Here is a 22,258-nt window from a genome sequence, read left to right as displayed (position 1 = left end):
AAGAGGGCGCAAGCGCCCTCCTCCATTAATGCAATCTTATCGAATTTCTTTGATACGAGCTGCTTTACCGCGTAGATCACGCAAGTAGTACAATTTCGCACGACGTACTTTACCACGACGGGTAACTTCAAGCTGTGCAATTTTTGGCGTGTGTACAGGGAATGTACGTTCAACACCAACACCGTAAGAGATTTTGCGAACAGTGAATGATTCACTGATTCCGCCTCCGCGACGGCTGATTACGACTCCTTCGTATACCTGAACACGTTCGCGTGTACCCTCGACAACTTTAACGTGGACACGGACAGTATCTCCAGGACGGAACGTTGGAAGATCCGTACGAAGCTGTTCTTTAGTGATTTCTGTAATAATGTTTTGCATTATCTTTTCTCTCCTTCTACAGACGCTCTTACACCATTTCAACTGTTGCAGCGGAACATCGTGATCCTGTACTTCGCATAAAAGTACAGTTTCCATAATATCACTAAACGGCGCATGATGCAAGAGCATTCAGTATTCTATTTTTGTTTCTTCAATTGAGCGATTATTTTTCTCTGCGCATCGTTCAGCTCGATCTTATCAAGCAGATCTGGACGCCGTTCAAGCGTGCGTTTCAATGTTTGTTCTTCACGCCATTGATCGACTTTCCCGTGGTTGCCCGAAGTCAGCACCTCTGGCACCTTCCAGCCCCGGTAATCAGCCGGACGCGTGTATTGAGGGTGTTCTAGAAGGCCTGTAGAGAATGAATCGCGAACGGGGGAGTCAGCATTGCCCAGCACCCCTGGAAGCAGTCTGACGACACTGTCGATCACAGTCATGGCTGCTAGTTCTCCACCAGTCAGTACAAAATCTCCAATCGAAATCTCATCTGTGACAAGATGTTCCCTGATCCGTTCGTCGTAGCCTTCGTAATGGCCGCAGATAAAAACCAATTCCTCTTCACTTGCCAGCTCTTCAGCTTTTTGCTGAGTAAAGCGTTCGCCTTGCGGACACATTAAAATGACACGCGGCTTGCTGTTTTGAGTCAAGCTTTCAACAGCGTTAAATATCGGTTCCGGCTTAAGCACCATACCGGCTCCTCCTCCGAAAGGATAATCATCCACTTGCCGCTTATTGTCGGCAAATTCCCTGATATCCACCACATTTAAAGCAACCGCATTTTTTTCTTGTGCTTTCTTCATGATCGAATGCTGAAAAACACCTTCAAACATAGGAGGGAAAAGCGATAAGACATTTATATTCATCAAGACAACAAACCTTCCATCACTTCGATGACCACTTTCTTTTCATCAATATCAATTTCTTTTACAATGTCTTCGATATAAGGGATGTAATGCTTCTTGCCCGTTTTTGGCGTCACTTCCCAAACATCGTTGGCGCCAGTCTCCAAAATTTCACTGATGATTCCGAGTTCCTGGCCTTCAGTTGTATAGACTGCACATCCCAAAATTTCATGATGATAATATGCATGGTCTTCCAGGTCGGTCAAATCGTGTTCAGCGATTTTCAAATAAGACTCTTTGAACGGCTCTACGTCATTGATGTTCGGATAGCCTTCAAAAGTTACTAATTCGAAGTTCTTATGCTGACGATGACTGGCGATTTTCACCATAATCGGCTTTTTCGCATCCGGCGTGAAAAGCCCTAGTTTCGTCCCTACTGCAAATCGTTCTTCTGGAAAATCTGTACGTGACAAGACACGCACTTCACCACGGATTCCGTGGGTATTGACGATTTTCCCTACATTAAACCATTGCACAAGCAAACATCCTTTCGTCGCTATTTTTTCTGAAAAAAAAGGAAGGAACCAGGGCTCCTTCCTTCTTCTTAATCCACAATATCGAGGTAAGTTTTCTTCTTATGATAACTGCCTGCTGCTGAGTACACAATTGAACGGACAGCTTTCGCTACACGTCCCTGCTTTCCGATCACTTTCCCTGTATCCTCTGGATGCACGGAAAGCTTGTAGACAATTCGGCTTGCGTTTTCGTCGGTTTCGACACGAACTTCTTCCGGATAATCAACTAACGGTTTCACAATGGTCTCAATCAGCTGCTTCATAAGAAAATCTCCCTTACTTGTTTAGTTTTTCGTTATGGAATTTCTCCATAATGCCTTTTTGAGAAAACAAGTTGCGTACAGTGTCAGATGGTTTTGCACCATCATGAAGCCATTTCAACACTAATTCTTCGTCGATTTTAACTTCAGCTGGAACTGTCAGCGGGTTGTAAGTACCTACTGTCTGGATTTGACGGCCGTCACGTGGAGCACGTGAGTCAGCTACTACAATACGGTAAAAAGGAGATTTTTTAGCTCCCATACGTTTCAAGCGAATTTTTACTGCCATTTCTTAAAGCACCTCCGAATAGTTTCACACAAGATATTATATTAGCAAGCTTTAAATAGTTTGTAAAGTATTTTTTCTTAACACCTTAAAATTTTACTTGAAAAGTGAGTCCAGGCCCGGCATTCCCATTTTCTTTTTGCCTTTTTTCGTGTTCATGCCAGACATTTGTTTCATCATTTTCTTCATATCCTCGAACTGTTTTAACAGCCGATTGACGTCTTGGATAGTCGTTCCTGAACCTTTGGCAATTCGTTTTTTACGATTTGCATTAATAATTTCGGGCGTAGTTTTCTCTTTTTTCGTCATCGAATAGATGATAGCTTCAACACGATCCATCTGGCTCTCGTCCACTTTTGCATTTTCGATTCCTTTGATCTTATTGGCGCCTGGGAGCATTTTCAGAATTTCATCCAATGGCCCCATCTGTTTGACTTGAGACATCTGTTCAAGGAAGTCATCAAAAGTAAAGGTGGAGGTTCTGAACTTCTCTTCCAATTCTTTCGCTTTTTCTTCATCAACATTTGTCTGCGCTTTTTCAATCAGCGACAGCATGTCCCCCATTCCGAGAATACGCGACGCCATTCGTTCCGGATGGAAAGCTTCTAATGCATCCATTTTCTCGCCCATCCCGACAAACTTAATCGGCTTTTGCGTAACCGTACGGATTGAAAGGGCTGCACCACCGCGTGTATCACCATCCAGCTTCGTAAGGACGACGCCAGTGATACCGATTGCTTCATCAAAGTTCTGAGCTACGTTGACTGCATCCTGACCAGTCATGGAATCAACAACAAGGAAGATTTCATCCGGCTCTTTAAGTGCACGGATATCCTTTAATTCTTGCATCAATGCCTCATCGACATGCAGACGACCTGCTGTATCGATGATGACGGTATCCAAATGTTCGGTTTTTGCATGCTCAATCGCCTGACGGGCAATTTCCACCGGAGACATATCTGTCCCTTTGGAGAAAACAGGAAGAGACAGCTGCTTGCCAATTGTTTCAAGCTGCTGAATGGCTGCCGGACGGTATACATCGGCTGCCACCAATAATGGTTTGCGGTTGTGTTTGCGGCGCAGCAGGTTAGCGAGTTTTCCTGAAGTGGTCGTTTTACCGGCACCTTGCAGACCGACCATCATGATGACTGTCGGCTGTTTTGATGAAAACTCGATTTTCCGTTCTTCGCCGCCCATCAGTTCAGTCAGCTCATCTTTTACAATTTTAACAACCTGTTGTCCTGGTGTAAGGCTGTCCATAACATCCTGGCCGATTGCGCGTTCGCTGACTTTCTTGACGAATTCTTTAACGACTTTTAAGTTGACATCCGCTTCGATTAAGGCAAAGCGAACTTCGCGCATCATTTCCTTAACGTCTGCTTCATTGACTTTTCCTTTGCCCTTGATCTTTGTCATGGTGCCTTGCAGGCGTTCGGATAATCCTTCAAATGCCATTCTTTCCGCCTCCTAGTCCCATTCCTTCAGTTCGCCCAGAAATTGCTGGACGCGCTCTTCTGTGAATGGCTGTTTTTCAAATGACGAAACCAATTGCTGCCGTTTCTGGAATTTCTCGAACAGCTGCAATTTGCGTTCATATTCTTCCAGCATCGCTTCCGTACGACGGATATTATCGTAAACCGCCTGACGGGTGATGTCGTATTCCTCGGCAATTTCGCCTAGTGAATGGTCATCTAAATAATACAGCATCATATAGCTTCGCTGCTTAGGTGTCAGTAGCTCCTGATAGAAATCAAACAAGTAATTCATGCGTGTTGTTTTTTCAAGTCCCATCATTGACGCTCACCCCACTCATTCTACTGCTAAGAATACTTAAATTATAAATAGCTGTCAAGTAATTTTACTTGTCTGATTCAGCGTCTTCCATTTGTTGTTCTTTATCTAAGCCTTCAGCAAATAAACCGTAAACATATTTCTGTGCATCGAACGGCTGCAGGTCATCCAGTTTTTCGCCAAGGCCGACAAATTTAACGGGAATCTTCAATTTATTGCGGATCGCCAAAACGATTCCGCCTTTCGCTGTTCCATCCAGCTTGGTCAATACAATGCCTGTAACTTCCGTCACTTCCTTGAAAGTCTGCGCCTGAATCATGGCGTTTTGTCCGGTTGTCGCATCAAGAGCCAATAGGACTTCGTGCGGCGCCCCTGGAATTTCACGCGAAATAACACGGTGCACTTTCTGCAATTCATTCATCAAATTGACTTTGTTCTGCAGGCGTCCTGCTGTATCGCAGATTAGTACATCCACTCCGCGCGATTTGGCCGAACGGACTGCATCATACATGACTGCCGCTGGATCCGATCCTTCGCTTTGTTTGATAACGTCAACGCCTACACGCTGGCCCCAAACATCCAATTGTTCGATTGCCCCGGCGCGGAACGTATCTCCGGCAGCCAACATGACGGTTTTGCCTTCATTCTTGAAACGATGAGCCAATTTCCCAATCGTAGTGGTTTTGCCTACACCGTTGACTCCTACCATCAAAATTACCGTCAATCCTTCAACAAAATTGATTTCATTGATTTCTTCTTCCCCTGCCTGGTAAATATCAACCAGCTTTTCAGAGATGACGGACTGTACGTTTGAAGTGTCTTTGACGTTTTTACGCTGCACTTCAAAACGCAGTTCGTCCATCAGTTCAATGACCGTCTCGAATCCAACATCCGCCTGCAGCAAGATTTCTTCCAATTCCTCGAAAAAGTCTTCATCGACTTTGCGGTATTTCGCGACTAGGTCATTGATTTTCGACGTAAAGCCGGTTCGCGTTTTGGCTAAACCCTCTTTATATTTTTCAGTTGATTCTTCAGCCTCGGTGTTTCCGGCAAACTTATCTTTTAATTTTTTAAAGAAACTCACGTGACCACTCCTTTTTTATATTTTCTCTTCCAGTTTTACAGAAACCAATTTCGAAATTCCGGATTCCTGCATGGTGATGCCATACAGAACATCCGCACCTTCCATCGTCCCTTTTCGGTGGGTGATAACGATGAATTGAGTATCCTCGCTGAATTTCTTCAAGTATTGACTGTACCGCACGACATTTGATTCATCAAGCGCCGCTTCAACTTCATCGAGGACACAGAATGGTACAGGACGGACATTCAAAATTGCAAATAACAAAGCGATGGCGGTTAGTGCACGTTCTCCGCCTGATAAAAGACTTAAGTTCTGAAGCTTTTTTCCTGGCGGCTGGGCAATAATTTCAACGCCCGTGCGCAGCATATCTTTCGGATCTGTAAGTACCAGATCTGCAGAGCCTCCGCCAAACAGTTCTTTGAAAGCCAATTGGAACTGCTTCCGGATGGCATGGAAAGTGTCATCGAAACGGCTGGTCATTTCTCCATCCATTTCCCGGATCAACGTACGCAACGTATCTTTTGCTTCGTTTAGATCATTGCGCTGCTCTGTTAAAAAGGCATGGCGATCGGAGACATGTTCGAATTCTTCGATAGCTCCGATGTGGACCGGCCCTAATTCCTCGATGGATTGTTTCAAAAGCTTCACTTTTCTTCGAACAGCCGCTTCTTCATCCACCATTTTAAACTCTTTTGCCTGCTTGAGTGTCAATTGGTAGTTGGTTTCAAGCTGGTTGATGAAGCTTTGAATCTGGACTTCCAAGCGTGTCGATTTGACTTCACAGATCCTTACGGCTTCTACATACCCTTTATAGATGCGTTGCTGCTCTTTCAGATTTTCCTCAAGTTCATTTAAGCCGTCCTGCTGCTTAGCCCTCTGCTCTTTCGTTTGCGTAACAGTTTGAAGCATCTGCATTTTTTTCGCGGACCATGCCTCGATTTCCCGGAGAATTTCTTCGTCGGAATACACTTTCGCTGCTTCCTCAGACTGGATCCACTGCAGTTCTTTTTGCTGCTCCTGCAACTTGCGGCTGCTTCTTTCAAAGCGTTCAAAAAGCTCAGCTTCACTGTCTGTCAATTGAATAACCCGCTCTTTCGTCACAGCGAACAAGGATTTCTGTTCTGCTAACTTCTCCAGAACCTGATCACGAGCTGATTCATTTTGCTGCTTGAATAAGGTCAATTCATCAATTTTTACTGTAATGGCATTCAGCTCTTCAATGATGCTCGCGAGCCTTGTAGAAGCTGTTTCTTTTCGTCCGGTAATTGCCGTCAAATCATATTCCTTATTTTTTTGCTCTGCTTCGAAAAGTTGATAACGCTCTAATGTAGTCTTTAACACCGCTTCAATTTCACGCAGAATAATGGAACTCTCGGCTTCCATATCCCGGTATTTTTCGCCTTCTGTACGTAAAATCTGAATCGATTCTTCAGCTGCTTTCACTTCGGCTTGTTCTTTCTGAACGGTTTTCTCGGCAGTCAGAATCGTCTCGTTCAATTCTCCAGACTGTACCAGCAATTGTTCCAGCTCTGCTTTTCGAGTAAAGAAAGACGCTTGTGTCTTATTGGCGCCTCCTGTCATTGATCCGCCGGCATTAACGATATCTCCTTCTACTGTCACGACACGGAAACGGTTGCCTGTTGCTTTGGCAATCGCATTTGCACCTTTAAGATCTTCAGCGATAATAACATTACCCAGCAGGTTTTCAATGATCATTTGATATTGCGGATCGTAATTGACCAATTCATAAGCCATGTTGATATAGGACGGGTGTCTGCTCACAGCAGTCAATGTATGCTCTGGAATCTTTCGCGGCTTCATGACCGTCATTGGCAGGAAGGTCGAGCGGCCCGCTCTTTTTTTCCGCAGGAAATCGATGGCTTCTCTGGCATGCTGCTCATTTTCCGTAACAATGTGCTGACTCGAAGCCCCTAAAGCGGTCTCAATTGCTTTTGCATAGTTTTTTTCTACTTGGGCAATTTCAGCAACAGCCCCTCTGATACCCGTTAACTGGCCTTTCTCACGTGCTACCAGCACTTCGCGGACTCCTTGGAAAAACCCAGAAAAGTCGGCTTCCAGTTCCTGAAGTGTGTCAATACGGGCCGCCAATTGTTTCTGCGACTGGTACGCCTGGAACAGCATGGACTGCTTCTGGTCGAAAGCTTTTTTCTGCAGCTGGTAAGAAACCTCACTGTCTTTGTACTGTTGGCGTTTGTCATCCAACAACGCTCGGACTTCCTTCACATTTTTTTCCGCCTGTGTTTTTTCATTTTCCAGCTTTGCTAATTCAGCTTTAAAGTCTCTCCGCTGCGACGCAATACGCCCGCTCGACTCTGACAATTGCTGTTCTTGTAAACCGATATTCTTCAACTCGTTTTTGACTGTCGCTTGTTCGTTCATCAAATCGATGTAAACTGATTTGCAATTTTCGATTTCATTGTCAATATCTGCTGGGGTACGGTTCAACTGCTCTTCAAGTTGCTTGATAGCCGTTCGGATTGTTTGCTGTTCCACTTTTCGTTCTTCCAGCAGCACCAGCTGTTCGCTGTGCTTTTTCCTCAAAAAATCGTTTTCCTGTTTTTCGGCACTGAGATTGTCCTGCAACTGCTGCGCCTGGCGATGGGCATTGCTTTTCTTCTCGGACATCAACAGCTTGCGTCCCTGCCATTTCTCTGTCTCGGCACTGGCTTCAACGAGTCCATTTTGCGCCAAGTCTATTTTTCTATCTAAATCGGCCAAAGACTGGCGTGTTTTAACAACCGTCTGTTCTTTTGTATTAATTTCTGCCGATAACTGCTGTTCCTTCTCGGTATGAGCCGCAGCGTCAGTTGTCAGCTGCTTCAGCTCCTGTTCGAGGTTGCCTGCATCGTGGGCCAACAAGGCGATATCGGCATCCTTTAGCTGTTCATTCATATCCAAATAATCCCGGGCAGTGGAAGCCTGAATTTGAAGCGGCTCCATCCGACCATCCAATTCATGAAGAATGTCCAGTACCCGGTTCAGGTTTTCGTCGGTTTCATTTAATTTCACTTCGGCTTTTTTCTTGCGCTGCTTGTATTTCAAAACACCTGCGGCTTCTTCAAAAATCGACCGGCGCTCTTCCGCCTTGGAATTCAAGATTTCGTCCACTCGGCCTTGTGAAATGATGGAAAAGGCCTCTTTGCCTAGACCGGAATCCATAAACAGGTCCGTGATGTCTTTTAAGCGACAATTTTGCTTGTTTAAAAGATAGGCACTTTCGCCACTGCGAAAAACCCTTCTCGTTACGCTGACTTCGCTGTAATCGAGAGGGACCCGGCCATCTGTATTATCTAAAATTAATGTGACTTCCGCAAAATTCAACGGTTTACGAGAATCACTGCCGGAGAAAATAACATCTTCCATCTTTGCTCCGCGCAGTGATTTTGCTGATTGTTCTCCGAGCACCCAACGGATGGCATCAGTGACATTGCTTTTACCGCTGCCATTCGGTCCGACTACGGCTGTAACTCCGGGTACAAAATCAATGCCGATCCGATCAGCAAAAGATTTGAACCCCATAACTTCCAATCTTTTCAAAAACATTGTTACTCCTCCGCTGCTTCCTGCAATTTACGGATTGCCAGCTGAGCTGCCTGCTGTTCCGCTTCTTTTTTCGATCGGCCATTGCCGACCCCGAGCTCTTTATCCGCTAATGACACACGCGTCACAAATACTCGGCTGTGTGCCGGTCCGATCTCATCAATGATTTCATAACTTAATGCTCCATTATTTTTCTGTTGGACCAATTCCTGCAATTGGCTCTTATAATCCATCACATGCGAAAAAGCACCGATTTCCACTTTCGGAAATAACACAACTTCCAAAAATGAGACAACAGGTTCCAATCCTTGGTCCAGGTAAAGAGCGCCGACATAAGATTCAAAAACATCAGCTAAAAGAGCTGGACGTGTTCTGCCGCCTGTCAGCTCTTCTCCTTTACCTAGGAGGATGTACTTGCCGAAACCAAGTTCGTTGGCAAATAAAACCAGTGATGGCTCACAAACGATAGCTGCGCGCAGCTTCGTCAATTCGCCTTCGCTCATTTCAGGATATTTCATGTACAGGTAATGCGAAACGGATAATTCCAATACCGCATCCCCAAGGAATTCCAAACGCTCGTTATCGGTAAATTGTTTTCTTCGATGCTCATTCACATAAGATGAATGCGTGAAAGCTTGATACAGCAACGCAGGTTTGTTAAATGAAACATTCAGCTCTTTTTGCAATTGGTCAAATGCCGCTTTGGCGTTTTCTTTAATGACGCCCGGCTTTTGGTGATTTGATTTTCTATTCATTGCCATTTTTATCTGCCTTCCTTTGTGTACTTCCATCAATTTTACCTTTTTTTCAGCTATTGTGCAAAAAGAGAATTGACGCACAACTGCTTAGTATAACAGCAATTGTGCGTCAAAGGTTGTTTAAGTACTTGTGTTTGGCAGAAGGATCTGTTGATCGCTTCCGCTTTTCTTGGTGTCTAGCTTCAGCGATCAGCCCCTCGGGATCATAAGTCGCGCTGACTGTGCGGCAGAAACACGCCGCTTCGTCAACGCGCCTTATGCCTGTCGGGTCTTAACGATCACTTCCGCTTTTTGGACTGTCTAGCTTCAGCACCCAGCTCTTTGAGTCATAAGCCAACCCGGCTGTGCGGCTGAAGAAATGCCGCTTCGCCGTAGCGTCTTATGCCCGTCGAATCTAGACGGCCGCTTCCGCTTTTCGCAATTAAGCTTGTTTCTTTTCGATGTACGTTACTGCGTCGCCTACTGTAGCCATGCTTTCAGCGTCTTCGTCAGAAATTTCCATATCGAATTCATCTTCAAGTTCCATAACCAATTCTACTACGTCCAATGAATCTGCACCTAGGTCGCCGGTAAATGAAGCTTCAAGTTTCACTTCGCTTTCTTCTACACCTAGACGATCCACGATTACTTTAGTTACTCTCTCTAATACTGTTGACAATGTCGTCACCTCCCCTCAAATCAGTATACAAAAATCTTTCTTACATGACCATGCCGCCATCAAGATGAAGTGTTTGGCCTGTCATGTAGGAAGCGTCATCAGAAGCCAGGAACAATGCCGCTTTTGCAACATCTTCAGGCGCACCGAAACGACCGAGCGGAATTTGTCCGAGCATCGCTTTTTGTACATCTTCCGTCAATTGATCGGTCATATCCGTTGTAATGAATCCTGGAGCTACGGCATTTGCTGTAATTCCCCGGCTCGCCAATTCACGGGCAGTCGTCTTGGTCAAGCCAATTACACCCGCTTTTGACGCAACGTAGTTGGCTTGTCCGGCATTGCCCATGACTCCAACGATGGAAGCAATATTCACAATTCTTCCAGCGCGTTGCTTCATCATTTGGCGTGTTACTGCCTTCGTACAAATGAAGACGCCTTTTAAATTGGTATTGATAACATCATCCCACTCATCGTCTTTCATGCGCATCATCAGGTTGTCACGGGTGATGCCGGCATTGTTCACTAAAATATCCACTGATCCGAAAGTTTTCATCGTTTCATCAACCATCGCTTTAACAGATTCAGCATCCGATACATTAGCTTTGACTGCGATTGCTTCTCCGCCATTTGCCTGGATGTCAGCAACGACTGCTTCCGCTTTTTCCTGGCTGCCGCTATAATTGACAACGACTTTTGCGCCGTCTGCTGCAAATTTTCGGGCGATTTCAGCTCCGATTCCGCGTGATGCTCCTGTAACGATAGCTGTTTTCCCTGTAAGTTTACTCATTTCGCCAACTCCTCTACCGCTTTTTCAAATGACTCCAGGTCATAGACCGGCAAAGTTTTCACTGAACGGTCAATTTTCTTCACAAGACCACTCAGTACTTTTCCAGGTCCAATTTCGACAAATACCGTCACTCCAAGGTCAATCATCTCACGTACTGACTGTTCCCACAGAACCGGTGAATACAACTGACGGACTAGAAGATCCTGTATTTGTGTAGCGTTGGTTTCCGATTTAGCTGTAACATTGGAAATTACCGGCACTTTAGCGTCCAATAGGAAAGCACCGCTCAATTCTTTTGCTAAATCCTGCGAAGCCGAACGCATGAGTTCTGAATGAAAAGGACCGCTGACGTCAAGAGGAATTGCCCGTTTAGCGCCTCGTTCTTTGGCGACCAGGCAAGCTTGCTCAACTCCTGCTTTTGTTCCGGAAATCACGATTTGTCCTGGACAGTTTAAATTGGCCAACTGAACAACACCGGTAGTGTCCGTAACTTCATTCGTCACTTTTTCCAGCTCTTCACTTTCCATGCCGAGAATAGCTGCCATCGTGCCTTCTCCTGCCGGAAATGCGGTATTCATGAATAACCCGCGTTTATGTACAATATTGACCGCTGTTGGGAATTCCATCACATTTGAAGTCACAAGTGCGCTGTATTCACCAAGACTGTGACCAGCTGTATAATCGGGTCTAATGCCAGCACGAATCAACCTTTCCGTGATCATCGAACTAACTGTCAATAACGCCGGTTGGGCATGATAAGTAAGTGTCAACTCTTCTTGTGGTCCTTCAAGCATCAGTTTAGACAATTTCAAGTCGAGTGCCTGATCTGCACTTTCAAAGAAGTTGCGGCTCGTGTCATCTGCCAAAAAGCTTTCGCCCATTCCGACTGTCTGCGATCCTTGGCCTGGATAGATAAATGCAATCTTAGTCTTCATTTGTTGTCTCCTTTTTCAGCGTACTGTATATTGTGCCCGTTACATCGTATTCCACCATTGTCCGTGTTTGGCGGATGGCATTGAATAAGGCGGTAGCATTTGACGATCCGTGCGCTTTAATGACTGGCGCCTTTAAGCCGAACAGTCCTGCTCCGCCGTATTCGCTGTAATCCAGCATACCTTTCAGACCCTTGATGTTGTCTTTGACCAGAAAAGCCGCCACTTTTGTTTTGGCAGAAGTCATAAAGACCTCTTTAATCATCGAAAAGACATTCATTGCCGTACCTTCGATCGTCTTCAATACCATATTTCCAGTAAAGCCGTCGGTGACGACCACATCGGCCACGCCGTTCAGCAAATCGCGCGATTCCACATTGCCGATAAAATTGACTGGCGCTTCTTTTAATAAAGGAAAAGCGGCTTTCGTCAAATCATTGCCTTTTTTTTCTTCTGTTCCAATATTCAACAAGCCGACTGTCGGCTTTTGAATTCCACGAACTTTTTCGGCATAGATGCTTCCCATTATTGCATATTGCACGAGATGTTCAGGACGGGCTTCTGCATTGGCTCCCATATCCAGCATAACGAATCCTTTGCCGTCAATGGTCGGCAAAGTTGGCGCCAGTGCCGGACGATCAACTCCCTCGATACGACCCACGATAAACAGTCCTGCTGACATAAGCGCTCCTGTATTGCCAGCAGATACACAAGCATCTGCCGCTCCATCTTTTACCGCTTGCGCCATCCGGACCATGGAAGCATCTTTTTTCCGCTTGACTGAACGGACCGGGTCATCTTCCGATTCAATGACTTCCTCACAATGGACGATTGTCAGGCGCTCATGTTCCTTCAAGAATTCCTGCATCTTTTCCTGATGTCCGAAAAGCTGGATTTCTACATCCACAAACTCTTCCAATGCTTTATATACTCCGGCGATAATTTCTTTCGGGGCGTTGTCTCCACCCATCGCATCTACAGCTATTTTCATTCTGTGTCACCTTCACTTTGCTCTGTCATACGATACATTTCAAATGTACCGATAAAAACCGTCAATTGTTCGACTGAAGATACCACTTTTACAAATGCCCTGTTTTTTTCAGGATGGCTTTCAATCACTTCCGCTTTTGCAACGACTCGCTGGCCGGCTGTAACCGGACGCAAAAACTGCAGTTCCGATTTAACGGTCAATGCCAATTCTTCGTTCATCACTGCAACCGCTAAAGAATTAGCTTGCGCGAATAAATGATGACCTCTGGCTATCTTGTTGCGCTGGAAGACATGCTCCGGTTTTACATCGAAAATTGATAATGCTTTTTTGTCCAGTTCGATATCGATAATCTCTCCGATTACTTCGTCGATCGGCAGAGACTTCACTTCGTCTTCAAATGTCTTCACGGCTACATGTTTAATGCGTTCCCGCAGTTCCGGAATGGCAAGCTCCATCCGATCCAGCCGGATTGTTTGCACACTGACGTCAAATTCATTCGATAGTTCTTCGTCCGTCACAAAAGGATTCTCTTTTATCGAATCTTTTAACGCCTGTTGCCGCTGTTTTTTCGGTCTTTTCACTATGTCACCGCCCGCTATTAGCACTTGGTACTAATATGAGTATATAAATAACAAAAAAAGAATGCAAGGAAAATCATAATCCCTGCATTCTTAATCCAATCTTCCACCCGATAACACACCAGACTCTTCTATTTGCTGCCGCAGGCAACGCATATCTTCGGCACGCCAGAATTCTTCACTGCTGATCAGTTTCTCGGCATCTTTTCTAGCAGCCTCGAGTGCCCGGTAATCATGTACCAGATCGGCCATTTTAAATTCCGGAATACCGCTTTGTTTACGGCCGAAAAAGTCACCCGGACCTCTCAGCTGCAGATCCTTTTCAGCCAGTACGAAGCCATCATTAGTTTCGGTCATCGTCGCCATGCGTTCCTTGCCGATTTCCGTTTTTGGATCCGCCAACAGGACACAATAGGACTGCTCGCTGCCCCGTCCGACACGTCCCCGTAATTGGTGCAGCTGAGATAAACCAAAACGTTCCGCATCATAAATGAGCATGAACGAAGCATTTGGCACATTGACGCCAACTTCTACAACAGTCGTTGATACCAATACATCAATCTTGCCTTCTGTGAACTCACGCATGGTCTGTTCTTTTTCGTCCGAATGCAGGCGTCCATGCATTAAGCCGACCGTAAACCGGTCTTTGAAATACATCGCCAGCTGCTGAAACAGGTCCACCGCATTTTGATAATCCAGTTTATCCGATTCCTCAATCAGCGGACAGATGACATAAGCCTGCCTGCCAGCAGCCAGCTCTTTTTCCATCCTACCGACAATTTTACCGAACATGTCTTTTTTCATCCAATAAGTTTCAATCTCTTTACGTCCGACCGGCATCTCGTCAATAACCGATACATCCATTTCACCAAAGGCAGAAATCGCCAGTGTCCGTGGAATCGGTGTCGCCGTCATGAACAGAACATCGGGGTTATAGCCCTTGTCCTTTAGCACACGGCGCTGGTCTACACCAAAACGATGTTGTTCATCCGTAATGACGAGTCCTAATTTATGGAATTGCACTTCAGGTTGGATCAATGCATGCGTGCCGATCAAAAGATCAATTTCACCTGCTGCCAGTTGCTGCAAAATCAATTGCCGCTTTTTGCCTTTTACTGAACCTGTCAACAGCGCAATATTCAGCGAAAATGGACGGAACCACTGCTCCAGCGTATTGGCATGCTGTTCAGCCAAAATCTCAGTTGGCGCCATTAGAGCACCCTGAAGACCAGCAGTGTGAGCTGCATATAAAGCAATTGCTGCCACTACTGTTTTACCGGAACCAACATCTCCCTGCAACAAACGGTTCATACGGAACGGCTCTTTCATATCCTTGCAAATCTCGTTGACCACCCGTTTTTGTGCAGCGGTCAAATCGAAAGGCAAGTCATCGATGAATGCCTTCAAGCGCTCTAAGTCGTAATCAATGAAAGAGCCGCCTTCCTCCTCGCGGTTTTTCTTGCGCAGTGCTTGCATTTTTAATTGAAAAATCAAAAGTTCCTCGTAGACAAAGCGCCTGCGTGCCTGTTTGACCGCTTCACCATCCGGAGGAAAGTGAACCCATTCCAGAGCTTGTTGTATCGGAGCTAATTGATAAGCTTCGATTAAACTTTTCGGCAAGCAATCTTCTACATCCTCTTTCGCCAAATCCAAGGCTTGTCTCATCAGCTTACGGAAAGTTTTTTGATGGATGCTGCCCTTCAGGCTATAAACTGGTTCGAAATCCGCTCCATCTGTGCGTGGGCCAATCGAGTGGCTTGATACTGTGATGACTTGACGGCCACGGTCCCATTTGCCAGTCAACGTGATGATTTCTCCTAGATGCAGCTTGGCTTTGACATATGGTTGATTAAAAAAGATAGCTTTGACCAAATGGCGGCCAACCAACACCCGAACTTGAGTTCGGGATTTTTTCTTGCCTAAAAAAAGGACGGAAGGCTCGCTTTCGACCCTTCCCTCCACTGTAACGCGTTCATTATGAGGCGTATCAGCCAGATCTTTTAATTGAAAATCTTCATGGCGATACGGAAATGTCATGATCAGGTCATGTATCGTCTCAATTCTCATTTCCTGCAGGGTTTCAGCAGCTTGCTTACCTACACCTTTTAATGTGGCGACCGAATCTCTACTGCCCACTTCCAACAACTGCTCCTCCGAAAATTTTGGACTCAAGCCATTTCCCAGTAGGAGTTGCGGCAAGTCCGCCTTTTGCGGTTTCTCTTAACGCACTCGGCATGGATTGGCCGATTTCAAACATCGCGCCAATGACTTCATCGCACGGAATGCGGCTGGTGACACCGGCTAACGCCATGTCTGCAGCTACAACTGCGTTAGCTGCCCCCATCGCATTACGTTTCACGCAAGGCACTTCCACTAATCCCGCCACTGGATCGCAGACGAGGCCAAGCATGTTTTTCATCGTGATGGCAAATGCTTCCGAACTTTGCTGAGGAGTACCGCCAGCCATTTCAATAATAGCCGCTGATGCCATTCCAGCTGCCGATCCTACTTCTGCCTGGCAACCGCCGGCAGCACCCGAAATCGAAGCATTATTGGCAACTACAAACCCAAAAGCTCCAGCAGTGAATAAGTAACGAATCATTTGCTCTCTTGTCGGATTTAATTTATTTTTTACAGCAAATAAAGTACCTGGCACAACGCCCGCAGATCCTGCTGTCGGCGTTGCACAAATAGTCCCCATCGCTGCGTTGACTTCATTGGTCGCTACTGCTTTGCTGACGGCATCAAGAAGCAGATCTCCGGAAAGGGTATTGCCTTTTTCCCGGTAAGCCTGCAATAATACGGCATCTCCACCTGTTAAACCTGAAACTGAATGAACGCCTTTTAGCCCTTTTTCCACTGCTTCTTCCATGACCGTCAAATTACGGTCCATCTGGATCATAATATCTTCACGTGAACGGTTCGTCATGAGAATTTCCTGTTCAATCATGATTTCAGAAATCAATTTCTGTTCTTTTTCGGCCCGTTCAACCAATTCTCTTACATTACGGAATAGAGCTTCCATCGTTATACCCTCCAATTTAATCGGCGATTCTTGTTACCTGTGTGATATTCGGAAGTTCTGTCAATTCGTCCATCACTTCTTTATCCACATTTTGATCCACTTCGATGACCATCAATGCCATACGCCCTTTTTCTTTCCTCGACACTTCCATATGGCCAATATTGATATCGTATTTGTATAGGCAGTTGGCGACATTTGCAATACAACCTGAACGGTCTTCATGGACGACGAGAATGGCCGGGTGATTTCCGGATAAACGAAGCGGAAAACCATTTAACTCCGTAATTTCTATTTTTCCGCCGCCAATTGATATTCCCATCATCGACATTTCAGCGTCTTTATCTCCAATGACGATTCGTGCAGTATTCGGATGGTCGACATGACCGGTCTCCGGGATGAATTCGTAAGACATCCCCGCTTTTTGTGCTTCCTCAAATGAAGTTTTGATGCGTTCATCAAAAGTATCGTAATCTAGTAAACCACCGATGATGGCTACATCTGTGCTGTGCCCCTTATAGGTTTCTGCAAAAGAACCATAAAGGTGCACTTTCGCCCATTCCGGCTGTCTTCCAAACAAATCTCTCGCTACTCTTCCGATGCGGGCTGCTCCCGCAGTATGCGAAGAAGATGGCCCGATCATGACCGGGCCGATTATATCAAAAACAGATTTGAACTTCATGGCTCAAACCCCTCACTTTCGGTTACGTATACTAGTAGTTTACATGATTTCGACATATTAAACAAAAATAAAAAAAGCGCATACATCCGTATGCGCCTTAGCTTTTTGGTTATATTGATAAAACGTTAAGAAAACCTATTCGACAGCCAGGATAAACGGATACAAAGGCTGCTTGCCGTTGTGGATTTCCACTTCAACGTCGCTGTTAAGCGATTCGATAAATTCGCCTAATTTCTCAGCATCTTCTGCTGTCACATCTTCTCCAAATAAAATCGTCACGATTTCAGCGTCACTGTCCACCAGCTTTTTAGCCAGTTCTTCAGTTACACGTTCCAGGCTGCTGTCTGAAACCACAATCTTCCCTTCTGAAATCCCCATGAAATCATCTTTTTTAATGCCGATTCCATCAATTGATGTATCGCGAACCGCAAATGTAACCGACCCGGATTTCACGTGTTTTGAAGCACTCGTCATAGCAGACTGATTGTCCTGTACAGAAGCGCCCGGGTTGAAGGCCAGCAATGCCGACATGCCTTGAGGCACATCTTTTGTCGGAACGACAGCCGCTTCGATGTCTAATAACTCAGCCGCCTGCTCTGCTGCCATGATGATGTTTTTATTATTCGGCAGGATCAGCACGCGTTCTGCACCAATTGATTTAATAGCATTGACGATGTCTTCGGTCGACGGATTCATCGTCTGGCCGCCTTCAATGACGTAAGAAGCACCAATACTGCGAAGCAGTTCAGCAATTCCTTCGCCCATAGCAACCGTTACTACTGCATAGGGATGGACAGTTTCCTGTTTTGGCGCATTTTTCTGGAAGTCTTCACCTACAATATCGATATGCTGCTGTCGCATATTTTCTATTTTCATGCTGATTAAGCTTCCGTAATCCTGGCCATATGTAAGCACTTTTCCTGGCTCTTCTGAATGGATATGAATTTTTGCAATTTCATCATCGGCAATGACCAAAAGCGAATCTCCATACTCACTTAAATCAGAACGAAACAAAGCTTCGTTAAACTCTTTTTTGCCTTTTTCGAATTTCACCATAAACTCCGTGCAATAGCCAAATTCAATTTCGGCTGTATCCATGAAACTGGCTATATTTTTATGGTGTTCTGCGCTGACCAGGTCCGTCATTGAATTATGCGCGTGTTTCTCTGGCAATTCTTCGCCTTTTAATGAAGCCAGGAATCCCTCGTATACATACACAAGGCCCTGTCCGCCACTATCGACGACACCCACTTCTTTTAGAACCGGCAAGAGGTCCGGCGTCCGCTCCAAAGAGGCCTTTGCTTCTGTGACAACAGCTTCGAACCAAACAATAATATCCTCTTCCGTTTTTGAAACTTCCATGCCTTTGGCAGCAGCATCCTTCGCCACTGTCAAAATTGTTCCTTCGACCGGTTTCATAACGGCCTTATAAGCTGTCTCAACTCCGTGCTGAAGAGCTTCTGCAAACTTAAGCGCTGTCAATTCCGATTCTGATGCAATATATTTGCCAAAACCTCTGAAGAGCTGTGAAAGAATAACACCGGAATTTCCGCGTGCCCCCATCAACAACCCTTTCGATAAGGCGCTGGCTGTCTTGCCAATATGTTCTTCTGCCTGAGCTTTTGTTTCTTTTGCTCCAGAAGTCATCGATAAATTCATATTTGTTCCCGTATCGCCATCAGGCACCGGGAATACATTTAATGCATCAACATAATCCGCATTTTGAAAAAGATGATGGGATCCCATCTGCACCATTTCCGCGAACTTTACTCCGTTTAATGACTTCATAACCGATTCTTCCTCCTCCTACGGGTTCGTTACACGAACTCCCTGGACAAAAATGTTTACCGCTTTTACTGACATGCCTAATGTTTTGTTAATGGTATATTTTACTTTGGACTGGACTTGATAAGCCACTTCGGAAATTTTTGTTCCATAGCTGATGATGACATACATGTCTACAACCAAATCTTCATCTTCCTGACGTACAAGAACTCCTTTGGCAAAGTTTTCTTTGCGAAGTATGTCCGTCAGACCGTCGCGTATTTGGTGTTTCGTTGCCATGCCTACAATACCATAGCATTCGATTGCTGCGCCGCCTGCTATTTGGGCAATTACATCATTGGAAATATCGATTTGACCATATTCGTTCTTTAATTCAATCGACATTGAAAATTCCTCCTTGAGTCCTATTTCACTCTTTTCATTCTACCTTAAACCTTTATAGATGAAAAGCAGCCGTTTTAGGGTGTAAAGGTTTTTTTCTTTAAAGACCTCTAAATTTAGTTGCAAACCGGATATGTCTGTGGTAAATTATTAAAGTATGTGAAACGAAAAACGAACTGAAATTCTATCATAATTTTCAGCTTCACTTGTGAGGAGGGACTTACATGCCTAAAGTATGTGCAATTAGTGGACGTAAAGCTCGCGCCGGAAATGCCCGTTCGCACGCGATGAATTCGACAAAACGTACATGGGGAGCAAACCTTCAAAAAGTTCGCATCCTTGTAGACGGTAAACCGAAACGTGTATGGGTTTCTGCAAGAGCCATGAAATCAGGAAAAGTTGAGCGCGTATAATCGCTCATCGATAATGCCGGTGCTGATCTAATCAGCCCGGCATTTTTTCGTTTGCAACAGAAGAGTTATAGGTACAAAGCTTATGAATAGAGAACCCGTTCTTTAACACCTCATTTCCTCTATAGCTGCCCAAACGGCGCGTGTCAGCATGCGGTGTTCTTTTCAATTCTTATTTCACAAAAAGCTCCATATAATGAACCCCGTAGTTAAATCTAAATAAAGAAACAGGCACCGACAAAGGATTTTCCTTTTGGGTGCCTGTTTCTTTATTGTTGGGTCTGCTTTCACGCATCCGAGCTTTCCACCAAAAGGCAATAGCCTTTTTGAATGCTCACACTCCCTTGTCCCAGCAACTCATTGCTGACAAAGCGCGTAGTGCCAAAGGGGATCGTTTCGCTGGTAACAGGATATTTAAACCCGGTCAGCGTCAGGCCTTCAACTTCTTCCGCAAACGGATAAAATGAGATGTAGCGGTAATGTTCGTCTTTTTCGATAACATGTGTTCCTGTTCTCAGAAAACGGATACGGTTCTGGTTATTCAACAAAACAAAACGAGTCGCTGGAAACTTCTGCTGGTATTGATACATGATGTGCAGTGTGCTCATATAATGATCGAGCCTTCCCCCTGTCACTCCAGCAAGTATGACCTGATCCGGTTCATAGGCCATTGCTGCTTCAAGACCCAGTTCCGTATCAGACTGGTCTTTTTCAGATGGTGAAGGCGCTAATTCAGGCAGAATGGCAAGTATTTTTTCATAATCTTCAACTGTCACCGAATCGAAATCACCAACAGCAGTGACTGGCTGGATTCCTTTTTCAAGCAGGAGCAGTGTTCCGGCATCGACACCTATATACAAAGCTTCTGGAAAAAAAGAGAAATCCGGCAGTTCACCTGCCGGACCTCCCGCGATTAGAATGACGTTCAAGAAATCGCCTCTTCTCCTGCTTTCCTGATTGCCTGAAGCGCCTGTGTCCGGTCTTTTTTGCTGTAGATCGCTGAACCGGCTACAAAGACTGTTGCTCCTGCTTCCGCACATGGTACGATGGTTTCTTCATTGATGCCGCCATCAATTTCAATTTCGATGGACAGCCCTTTTTCTTTAATGATGTCAGAAAGCTGTTTAACTTTCGGCACGACTGAATGAATGAACTTTTGTCCGCCGAATCCTGGGTTAACGGTCATGAATAGGACCAGATCGATGTCTTCCAAGACATGCTGAATTGTTTCAACCGGCGTATGCGGATTCAAGACGACACCCGGTTTGACGCCAAATGAACGAATCAATTGAATGGTCCGGTGCAAATGGGGGCATGCTTCAACGTGGACGGTGATGTAATCAGCACCAGCTTTTGCAAATTCTTCAATATAGCGATCCGGATTTTCAATCATTAAATGAACATCGAATGGCAATTTGGTCAAAGGGCGCACAGCATCCATAACAACTGCCCCGAACGAAATATTCGGTACGAAATGGCCATCCATAACGTCGATATGAATCCAATCCGCTCCTGCTTTTTCCACTTCCAAAACTTCTTCACCAAGCTTCGAAAAATCTGCTGCTAGAATAGACGGTGCAATTTTAATCATTTGAATACCTCGGCTTTCGGCTTATAATTTCTTCCAGGAATTTCAGGTAATGCTTGTAACGGTAGTCTGGTATTTCATTGGCTTCAACGGCTGCTTTGATCGCACATTTCGGCTCATTCATATGCAGGCACTCGCGGAACTTGCAGGCATTGGAACGTGCAGCAAACTCAGGAAAGCAAGCAGACAACTCTTCGCGTTCGATCGTTTCAAAGTCGAACGAACTAAAGCCGGGAGTATCTGCCAACAGGCCATTGTTGACGGCAATCAGTTCAACATGACGCGTTGTGTGCTTGCCGCGGTTCAAGGCCTTGGAAATATCGTCTGTTTTCAGCTCTAAAGACGGCAGAATCGTGTTCAGTAACGTCGATTTGCCGACTCCGGATTGGCCTGCCAAAACGCTGATTTTGCCTTCGAGTACGGGCATCAACCGATCTTTTAATGCCGGATCGTCGATAAAGGTCGGTATCACTTCGTAGCCGATTTTTTCATAATCCGCAATATAGCGATTGATTGCCTCTTTCTCTGATTCTGCCAGAAGATCCATTTTTGTCAGACAGATAATTGGTTGAATTGAGTAGGATTCAATTGCTGTCAAAAACCGGTCCAATAATAAAGGATGAAAGTCGGGCTGCTTTGCTGAAAATACAAGGATGGCCTGGTCTACATTTGAGATTGGCGGACGAACCAGCTCATTCTTCCGGTCATAGACGTGCAAAATGGTACCTTCCAGATCGTTATTATCCGCTTTGTAATCTACATAGTCCCCAACGAGCGGTGTGATTTGACGATTGCGGAAAACTCCACGCCCGCGGCATTGAATATAACGTTCGCCGTCTTCATCCAATACATAATAAAATCCGCTCAATGCTTTTCTGATTTGACCTTTCGGCATTGTTTCACTCC

The 22,258-nt window shown here is 45.2% G+C and carries 24 protein-coding genes; 1 reads left to right on the top strand and 23 read right to left on the bottom strand.

Translation table 11 applies throughout. The features are described 5' to 3' along the window. Positions 1 to 36: 36 nt before the first annotated feature. The 20 genes from rplS to FQV26_RS06620 form a co-directional block, all read right to left on the bottom strand. Positions 37 to 381 carry a 50S ribosomal protein L19 gene (gene rplS, locus FQV26_RS06715; RefSeq protein WP_006828268.1) on the bottom strand — a complete coding sequence of 115 codons (345 nt, stop codon included), beginning with the start codon at positions 379 to 381 and terminating at the stop codon, positions 37 to 39. Between the two features lie 137 nt (positions 382 to 518). Continuing rightward, positions 519 to 1,244 (bottom strand): tRNA (guanosine(37)-N1)-methyltransferase TrmD, encoded by a 726-nt coding sequence (gene trmD, locus FQV26_RS06710; protein WP_146557781.1) that lies wholly within the window; start codon positions 1,242 to 1,244, stop codon positions 519 to 521. Further along, the gene (rimM, locus tag FQV26_RS06705) at positions 1,244 to 1,759 is read right to left on the bottom strand and encodes a ribosome maturation factor RimM (protein WP_146556583.1); all 516 of its coding nucleotides are present in this window, start codon (positions 1,757 to 1,759) and stop codon (positions 1,244 to 1,246) included. Before rimM ends, trmD begins: the two co-directional genes overlap by 1 nt. Before the next feature lie 68 nt (positions 1,760 to 1,827). Next, a complete protein-coding gene (locus FQV26_RS06700) occupies positions 1,828 to 2,061 on the bottom strand; it encodes a KH domain-containing protein (protein WP_146556581.1) in 234 nt (77 codons plus the stop codon). A 13-nt stretch (positions 2,062 to 2,074) separates the two neighbouring features. Then, positions 2,075 to 2,347, bottom strand: a complete 273-nt coding sequence (gene rpsP, locus FQV26_RS06695; RefSeq protein ID WP_008430833.1) for a 30S ribosomal protein S16 — start codon at positions 2,345 to 2,347, stop codon at positions 2,075 to 2,077. Positions 2,348 to 2,440: 93 nt separating this feature from the next. Next, on the bottom strand, positions 2,441 to 3,799 hold the full coding sequence (gene ffh, locus FQV26_RS06690; RefSeq protein ID WP_146556579.1) for a signal recognition particle protein: 1,359 nt from the start codon (positions 3,797 to 3,799) through the stop codon (positions 2,441 to 2,443). 12 nt (positions 3,800 to 3,811) lie between these two features. After that, complete coding sequence (locus FQV26_RS06685; protein ID WP_146557780.1) at positions 3,812 to 4,135, bottom strand: putative DNA-binding protein; 324 nt, start codon at positions 4,133 to 4,135, stop codon at positions 3,812 to 3,814. Between the two features lie 67 nt (positions 4,136 to 4,202). Then, positions 4,203 to 5,219 carry a signal recognition particle-docking protein FtsY gene (gene ftsY, locus FQV26_RS06680; RefSeq protein WP_146556577.1) on the bottom strand — a complete coding sequence of 339 codons (1,017 nt, stop codon included), beginning with the start codon at positions 5,217 to 5,219 and terminating at the stop codon, positions 4,203 to 4,205. Positions 5,220 to 5,234: 15 nt separating this feature from the next. Next, positions 5,235 to 8,783, bottom strand: coding sequence for a chromosome segregation protein SMC (gene smc, locus FQV26_RS06675; protein WP_146556576.1), 3,549 nt, complete (start codon positions 8,781 to 8,783; stop codon positions 5,235 to 5,237). A gap of 2 nt (positions 8,784 to 8,785) precedes the next feature. Further along, the gene (gene rnc, locus FQV26_RS06670; RefSeq protein ID WP_146556575.1) at positions 8,786 to 9,541 is read right to left on the bottom strand and encodes a ribonuclease III; all 756 of its coding nucleotides are present in this window, start codon (positions 9,539 to 9,541) and stop codon (positions 8,786 to 8,788) included. A gap of 418 nt (positions 9,542 to 9,959) precedes the next feature. Beyond that, positions 9,960 to 10,196 (bottom strand): acyl carrier protein, encoded by a 237-nt coding sequence (locus FQV26_RS06665; RefSeq protein ID WP_146556574.1) that lies wholly within the window; start codon positions 10,194 to 10,196, stop codon positions 9,960 to 9,962. Between the two features lie 40 nt (positions 10,197 to 10,236). Next, a complete protein-coding gene (gene fabG, locus FQV26_RS06660) occupies positions 10,237 to 10,983 on the bottom strand; it encodes a 3-oxoacyl-[acyl-carrier-protein] reductase (protein WP_146556573.1) in 747 nt (248 codons plus the stop codon). Continuing rightward, complete coding sequence (fabD, locus tag FQV26_RS06655) at positions 10,980 to 11,918, bottom strand: ACP S-malonyltransferase (protein WP_146556572.1); 939 nt, start codon at positions 11,916 to 11,918, stop codon at positions 10,980 to 10,982. Before fabD ends, fabG begins: the two co-directional genes overlap by 4 nt. Then, on the bottom strand, positions 11,908 to 12,906 hold the full coding sequence (gene plsX, locus FQV26_RS06650) for a phosphate acyltransferase PlsX (protein WP_146556571.1): 999 nt from the start codon (positions 12,904 to 12,906) through the stop codon (positions 11,908 to 11,910). Before plsX ends, fabD begins: the two co-directional genes overlap by 11 nt. Continuing rightward, entirely contained in the window at positions 12,903 to 13,487 is a 585-nt protein-coding gene (fapR, locus tag FQV26_RS06645) for a transcription factor FapR (protein WP_146556570.1), read from the bottom strand. The genes plsX and fapR overlap by 4 nt, the downstream gene beginning before the upstream one ends. A 90-nt stretch (positions 13,488 to 13,577) precedes the next feature. Continuing rightward, a complete protein-coding gene (recG, locus tag FQV26_RS06640) occupies positions 13,578 to 15,620 on the bottom strand; it encodes an ATP-dependent DNA helicase RecG (protein WP_146557779.1) in 2,043 nt (680 codons plus the stop codon). Beyond that, a complete protein-coding gene (gene sdaAA / locus FQV26_RS06635) occupies positions 15,610 to 16,509 on the bottom strand; it encodes an L-serine ammonia-lyase, iron-sulfur-dependent, subunit alpha (RefSeq protein ID WP_146556569.1) in 900 nt (299 codons plus the stop codon). Before sdaAA ends, recG begins: the two co-directional genes overlap by 11 nt. 16 nt (positions 16,510 to 16,525) lie before the next feature. Continuing rightward, on the bottom strand, positions 16,526 to 17,188 hold the full coding sequence (gene sdaAB / locus FQV26_RS06630) for an L-serine ammonia-lyase, iron-sulfur-dependent subunit beta (RefSeq protein WP_146556568.1): 663 nt from the start codon (positions 17,186 to 17,188) through the stop codon (positions 16,526 to 16,528). Positions 17,189 to 17,323: 135 nt separating this feature from the next. Next, positions 17,324 to 18,976, bottom strand: a complete 1,653-nt coding sequence (locus FQV26_RS06625) for a DAK2 domain-containing protein (RefSeq protein WP_146556567.1) — start codon at positions 18,974 to 18,976, stop codon at positions 17,324 to 17,326. Between the two features lie 18 nt (positions 18,977 to 18,994). Next, a complete protein-coding gene (locus FQV26_RS06620; RefSeq protein WP_146556566.1) occupies positions 18,995 to 19,357 on the bottom strand; it encodes an Asp23/Gls24 family envelope stress response protein in 363 nt (120 codons plus the stop codon). Between the two features lie 221 nt (positions 19,358 to 19,578). On the opposite strand from FQV26_RS06620, the gene rpmB reads away from it, so the two are divergent. Continuing rightward, positions 19,579 to 19,767: a 50S ribosomal protein L28 gene (gene rpmB, locus FQV26_RS06615; protein ID WP_049693306.1), complete on the top strand. Its 189-nt coding sequence runs from the start codon at positions 19,579 to 19,581 to the stop codon at positions 19,765 to 19,767. Positions 19,768 to 20,051: 284 nt separating this feature from the next. Here the strand turns inward: rpmB and FQV26_RS06610 are convergent, their stop codons facing one another. From FQV26_RS06610 to rsgA, 3 genes are read right to left on the bottom strand one after another with little or no spacing between them, the layout of a single operon-like run. Then, positions 20,052 to 20,693: a thiamine diphosphokinase gene (locus FQV26_RS06610; RefSeq protein WP_146556565.1), complete on the bottom strand. Its 642-nt coding sequence runs from the start codon at positions 20,691 to 20,693 to the stop codon at positions 20,052 to 20,054. Continuing rightward, entirely contained in the window at positions 20,690 to 21,355 is a 666-nt protein-coding gene (rpe, locus tag FQV26_RS06605; protein ID WP_146556564.1) for a ribulose-phosphate 3-epimerase, read from the bottom strand. The genes FQV26_RS06610 and rpe overlap by 4 nt, the downstream gene beginning before the upstream one ends. Then, entirely contained in the window at positions 21,348 to 22,247 is a 900-nt protein-coding gene (gene rsgA, locus FQV26_RS06600) for a ribosome small subunit-dependent GTPase A (protein WP_146556563.1), read from the bottom strand. Before rsgA ends, rpe begins: the two co-directional genes overlap by 8 nt. Positions 22,248 to 22,258 lie beyond the last annotated feature (11 nt).

Source organism: Planococcus sp. CPCC 101016, from assembly GCF_007859295.1.
GTDB lineage: Bacteria > Bacillota > Bacilli > Bacillales_A > Planococcaceae > Planococcus.
The sequence above is the reverse complement of the archived record's forward strand: the minus strand, read 5'-3'. Positions and strand labels throughout refer to the sequence as shown.

Excerpts from the sequence above, each read along its gene's own strand:
- rplS (WP_006828268.1), bottom strand. The coding sequence starts at position 381 with ATGCAAAACATTATTACAGAAATCACTAAAGAACAGCTTCGTACGGAT.
- trmD (WP_146557781.1), bottom strand. The coding sequence starts at position 1,244 with ATGAATATAAATGTCTTATCGCTTTTCCCTCCTATGTTTGAAGGTGTT.
- FQV26_RS06700 (WP_146556581.1), bottom strand. The coding sequence starts at position 2,061 with ATGAAGCAGCTGATTGAGACCATTGTGAAACCGTTAGTTGATTATCCG.
- rpsP (WP_008430833.1), bottom strand. The coding sequence starts at position 2,347 with ATGGCAGTAAAAATTCGCTTGAAACGTATGGGAGCTAAAAAATCTCCT.
- ffh (WP_146556579.1), bottom strand. The coding sequence starts at position 3,799 with ATGGCATTTGAAGGATTATCCGAACGCCTGCAAGGCACCATGACAAAG.
- FQV26_RS06685 (WP_146557780.1), bottom strand. The coding sequence starts at position 4,135 with ATGGGACTTGAAAAAACAACACGCATGAATTACTTGTTTGATTTCTAT.
- smc (WP_146556576.1), bottom strand. The coding sequence starts at position 8,783 with ATGTTTTTGAAAAGATTGGAAGTTATGGGGTTCAAATCTTTTGCTGAT.
- rnc (WP_146556575.1), bottom strand. The coding sequence starts at position 9,541 with ATGGCAATGAATAGAAAATCAAATCACCAAAAGCCGGGCGTCATTAAA.
- fabG (WP_146556573.1), bottom strand. The coding sequence starts at position 10,983 with ATGAGTAAACTTACAGGGAAAACAGCTATCGTTACAGGAGCATCACGC.
- fabD (WP_146556572.1), bottom strand. The coding sequence starts at position 11,918 with ATGAAGACTAAGATTGCATTTATCTATCCAGGCCAAGGATCGCAGACA.
- plsX (WP_146556571.1), bottom strand. The coding sequence starts at position 12,906 with ATGAAAATAGCTGTAGATGCGATGGGTGGAGACAACGCCCCGAAAGAA.
- sdaAA (WP_146556569.1), bottom strand. The coding sequence starts at position 16,509 with ATGGAAGCTCTATTCCGTAATGTAAGAGAATTGGTTGAACGGGCCGAA.
- sdaAB (WP_146556568.1), bottom strand. The coding sequence starts at position 17,188 with ATGAAGTTCAAATCTGTTTTTGATATAATCGGCCCGGTCATGATCGGG.
- FQV26_RS06625 (WP_146556567.1), bottom strand. The coding sequence starts at position 18,976 with ATGAAGTCATTAAACGGAGTAAAGTTCGCGGAAATGGTGCAGATGGGA.
- FQV26_RS06620 (WP_146556566.1), bottom strand. The coding sequence starts at position 19,357 with ATGTCGATTGAATTAAAGAACGAATATGGTCAAATCGATATTTCCAAT.
- rpmB (WP_049693306.1), top strand. The coding sequence starts at position 19,579 with ATGCCTAAAGTATGTGCAATTAGTGGACGTAAAGCTCGCGCCGGAAAT.
- rpe (WP_146556564.1), bottom strand. The coding sequence starts at position 21,355 with ATGATTAAAATTGCACCGTCTATTCTAGCAGCAGATTTTTCGAAGCTT.
- rsgA (WP_146556563.1), bottom strand. The coding sequence starts at position 22,247 with ATGCCGAAAGGTCAAATCAGAAAAGCATTGAGCGGATTTTATTATGTA.